Source organism: Streptomyces sp. NRRL WC-3549 (assembly GCF_000721935.1).
In the GTDB taxonomy this organism is placed as follows: domain Bacteria; phylum Actinomycetota; class Actinomycetes; order Streptomycetales; family Streptomycetaceae; genus Streptomyces.
The window spans coordinates 269,657-273,366 of sequence record NZ_KL585414.1 but is presented as its reverse complement, the minus strand read 5'-3'; the positions used below and the strand labels follow the sequence as shown (position 1 = coordinate 273,366).

Sequence of the window (3,710 nt, the reverse complement as noted above, 5' to 3'; positions counted from 1 at the left end):
GACCCGGACGGCGACCGCGCGCGAGCCGAGCCCCAGGAGCATCAGCACCGCGGCCGTACTGATGCCGAGGGCGTTGGCCGCCGCGATGCCGTCGACACCGAACGGCCCGGCCAGGGCGAGCCCCGCCGCCGCGGTGACCAGCAGGCCCGCGCCCATCGCGCCGAGCGGGTACCAGGTCGGCCGTCCGGCCGAGAAGTACGGCCGGCAGAGCGCGCCGACCAGCGTGTGGCCCAGCAGGCCGAGCGCGTACACCCGCATCACACCTGCCGTGGCCGCGGTGTCCGCCGCGTCGAAGGCGCCGCGCTGGAAGAGGACCTCGACGATCTGCGGGGCGTACCCCATGACCAGAGCCGTGCCGAGCAGCACGACCGTCCCCGCCAGGGCGAGGTCGCGCTCGACCCTGCGCCGGGCGCCCTCGCGGTCCCCCGACGCCATGGCGCGGGCGACGACCGGGAAGGTGACCGTGCAGATCATCATCGACAGCACCATGGGCAACTGCGCGACCTTCTGCGCGAAGTTCAGGTGGGAGATCGCCCCGTCCGACAGCGAGGAGGCGAGGAACCGCTCGACGAAGACCTGCGACTGACGGCTCACCACGAAGAGCAGGACGGGGGCGAGTACGGCGGCACCGAGCAGCGGGGCCGCCGCGTCCCGCTCCACCGGACGCCCCTCCGCCCGCACACGCCGCCGCAGCACCAGGGTCACGAAGGCGGGCAGCAGGGTGAGGATCATCAGCACGCTGCCCGCCGCGACCCCCGCCGCGGCGGCCCGCACCCCCCACACGGAGTGGAGCGCGAGCGTCATGCCGATGATGCCGACGTTGTACGCGATGTACACCCCGGCCGGTCCCAGGAAGCGCCCGTGCGCCCGCAGCGCCGCGCTGAAGTACCCGGTGACTCCGAAGGTGAGCACGGTGACCGCCGTCAGACGGGTGCAGTCCACCGCGAGCCCGGGATCCTCCAGACCGGGTGCCAGGACCCCGACCACCCAGGGGGCGCCCGCGACCAGCAGGGCACCCGCGCAGGCCAGGACGGCGGACAGCCGGGGCAGGGTGTCCGCGACGAGCGCGCGTACCGGGTCCCCGGGGGCCGTGGCAAGGGCACGGCGGGTCAGCGCGTGGCTGAAGGCCGGCACCAGGAGCAGGGCCATGCCGTCCTCGATCAGCAAGGTGGCCGCCATCTCCGGCACCGTCCAGGCCACCAGGAACGCGTCGCTGGCGTGGCCGGCGCCGAAGAGCCGGGCGACGGCCTGGTCGCGTACCAGCCCCAGCAGGGCGGCGACGACGGTCAGCCCGGCGGCCCCGGCCGCCGCCCGGGCCAGGAACGGCCTGCCGGACACCTCGCGCGTGGACGACCCGGGCGTCTTCCCGGCACTCCCGACGACGGTCTCGCTCACGCGGCGGCCATCCTCTCCGGCGCGGCCAGCGCCCACCACGCGGCCAGCCCCAGCACGACGCCGGTGAGCACCGTGGAGGGCCCGCCGATGTCCGCGTACAGGAAGTCCACGCACTGCCAGACCGTCAGCCCGACGGCGGCCAGGCCGCAGTCGAGAGCCGCCGCCCGCCGGGCCCGCGCCCGGACCAGCCGGCACACACCGCCCACCAGGAGAGCGGCCCAGCCGCCCACCAGCGCGGTGAAACCGACGAGCCCCTGTTCGCCGAGGACCAGCAGATACATGTTGTGAGGGGAGAGCAGCGGCTGCCTGACGAACTCCTGTCCGGCCCCTTCCGTGTCGCTGCCGGCCGAGAGCCCGATCGAGGCGTGCCCGTCCCGGTGGGCGGGGAAGGCCTTGAGCCCGACGCCGGTCACCGGCCGCTCCCGCCACATCCCGGCCGCCGCGGCCCACATGGTGTAGCGGTCGGTGACCGAGCGGTCGGGCGCGTTCGTCACCTCGGTGATGCTGGCGAGCCGCTGCGAGAGCATCTGGGAGCCGACCCCGAACCCGCCGACCAGCACGACGGCCGCCGCGACCAGCACCGCCAGCGTGCGCAGCGCCTGCCGCGCCCCGGTCAGCGCGGCCATCGCCACCGCGCCCGCCGCGGTCGCGATCCACGCCCCCCGGCTGAAGGACAGCGCGAGCGGCACCACCAGCACGGCGGCGGCCCCCAGGGCGCACGGCACCGCCCACCGGGGCCGCGCCGCCCCGGGCCGGAACGCGTACGCGGCGGCCGAGAGCAGCCCGTAGCCGACGACGGTGGCCATCCCCATCACGTCGCCGGGACCGAAGGTGCCGACCGCCCGGATCTCCTCACCCATGTACGAGGCGCCGGACCCGGTGACGTACTGGTGCACGCCCGTCGCGCCCTGGACGAGCGCCAGCGCCACGAGCGCGCCGGTGACGACCCGGAAGTCCGCCGCGTCCCTGACCAGCAGGAGCACCGCGGCCGGTACCAGGACGAAGATCTGCAGGTACCGCACGAACCCCGGCAGCGCCGCCACCGGATCCGTGGCCGTCACCGTGTATAAGAGACAGGACCAGCACCGCGACGCCCGACGCCATGTCGGCCAGGGGCACGCCGTACACGGCTCCGGCCTTCGTCCCGTCGGCCGGTACGGCCAGGAGCAGCACCGCCGCGAGCAGGGGCAGCAGCGGCCATCTGCCGCGCCAGGTGCCCGGAACGGGACACCGCCCCGGTACGGGCGCGGCGGCCGCCTCGGCCGTACCGGGGCGGACGGGCGGCGCCGTGGTGACGGTGGGAGTCACGGTTCAGCTGCCCCCCAGCCGGAAGACCGAGCCCGCCGTGCGCGCCAGCACGCACACGTCCTGCCAGAGCGACCACGTCTCGATGTACCGGTTGTCGAAGCGGACCCGGTCCTCGATGGAGGTGTCCCCGCGCAGACCGTGCACCTGGGCCAGCCCCGTGATGCCGACCGGCATCCGGTGGCGCGCCCGGTAGCCGGGATGGATCCGGCTGAACTGCTGGACGAAGTAGGGGCGTTCGGGCCGAGGTCCGACCAGGCTCATGTCCCCGCGCAGTACGTTCCACAGCTGCGGCAGCTCGTCCAGCGAGGTGCGGCGCAGGAACCGGCCGGCCCGGCTCATCCGGTGGTCGGACGCCACGTTCCACCGGGTGGCGGCCTCATGGGCGTCGGCCGGCCGCAGCGTACGGAACTTCAGCAGGACGAAGGGCTGTCCGTGCCGGCCGACGCGCTCCTGCCGGAAGAGGACACCGGGTCCGTCGCAGACGCGTACGGCCAGGGCGCAGGCCGCCATCAGCGGGGCGGCGGCCGCCAGGGCGGTGGTGGCCAGGACGGCGTCCATGGCCCGCTTCGCCCGGTAGGCGACCGGATGGTGCGGGGCGTCGTGCAGCGGGGCTGCGGCGAAACCCCACACGTGGTCCCGGGTCGCGAGCCCCCGGCTGCCGGGCCCGCTCCGGTCGGTGACCAGCCACACCCGGCAGCCGTGCCGGAGGAACAGGCCGAAGAGGGCGGCGCCGTCGGGCACCGATTCCGGGGGCGCGGTGAACACGGCGTGCCGCACGCTGTTCTGGATGACCGCCCGGCCCACGTCCTGCGCCGTGGTGAGGACGGGCAGCGGAACCCCTTCGGCCGCCCCGGGCCCGCCGTCCCCGTCCCCGGCGGCGCCACGGCCCACCCGGCCCACCGGCCGCAGCCCGTACTCCGCGCGCTCCTGGAGCACCGCGGTGACCCGCTCGGCGACCGGCCCGTCGCCGATCACCAGGGCGGACCGGGGGGAGCGCGCCGCCCGTC

The 3,710-nt window shown here is 75.5% G+C and carries 2 protein-coding genes and 1 pseudogene; all 3 read right to left on the bottom strand.

The window, feature by feature from the left end; all coding sequences use genetic code 11:
- Positions 1-1,338, bottom strand: a 1,338-nt coding sequence (locus tag IH13_RS0122590) for a lipid II flippase MurJ (RefSeq protein ID WP_234433363.1), incomplete at its 3' end; no start/stop codon positions are given.
- Positions 1,339-1,391: 53 nt separating this feature from the next.
- Positions 1,392-2,703: pseudogene (locus IH13_RS38140) on the bottom strand (O-antigen ligase family protein).
- Positions 2,704-2,706: 3 nt separating this feature from the next.
- A partial coding sequence (locus IH13_RS0122580; protein ID WP_031087222.1) for an exopolysaccharide biosynthesis polyprenyl glycosylphosphotransferase occupies positions 2,707-3,710 on the bottom strand: 1,004 nt, incomplete at its 5' end.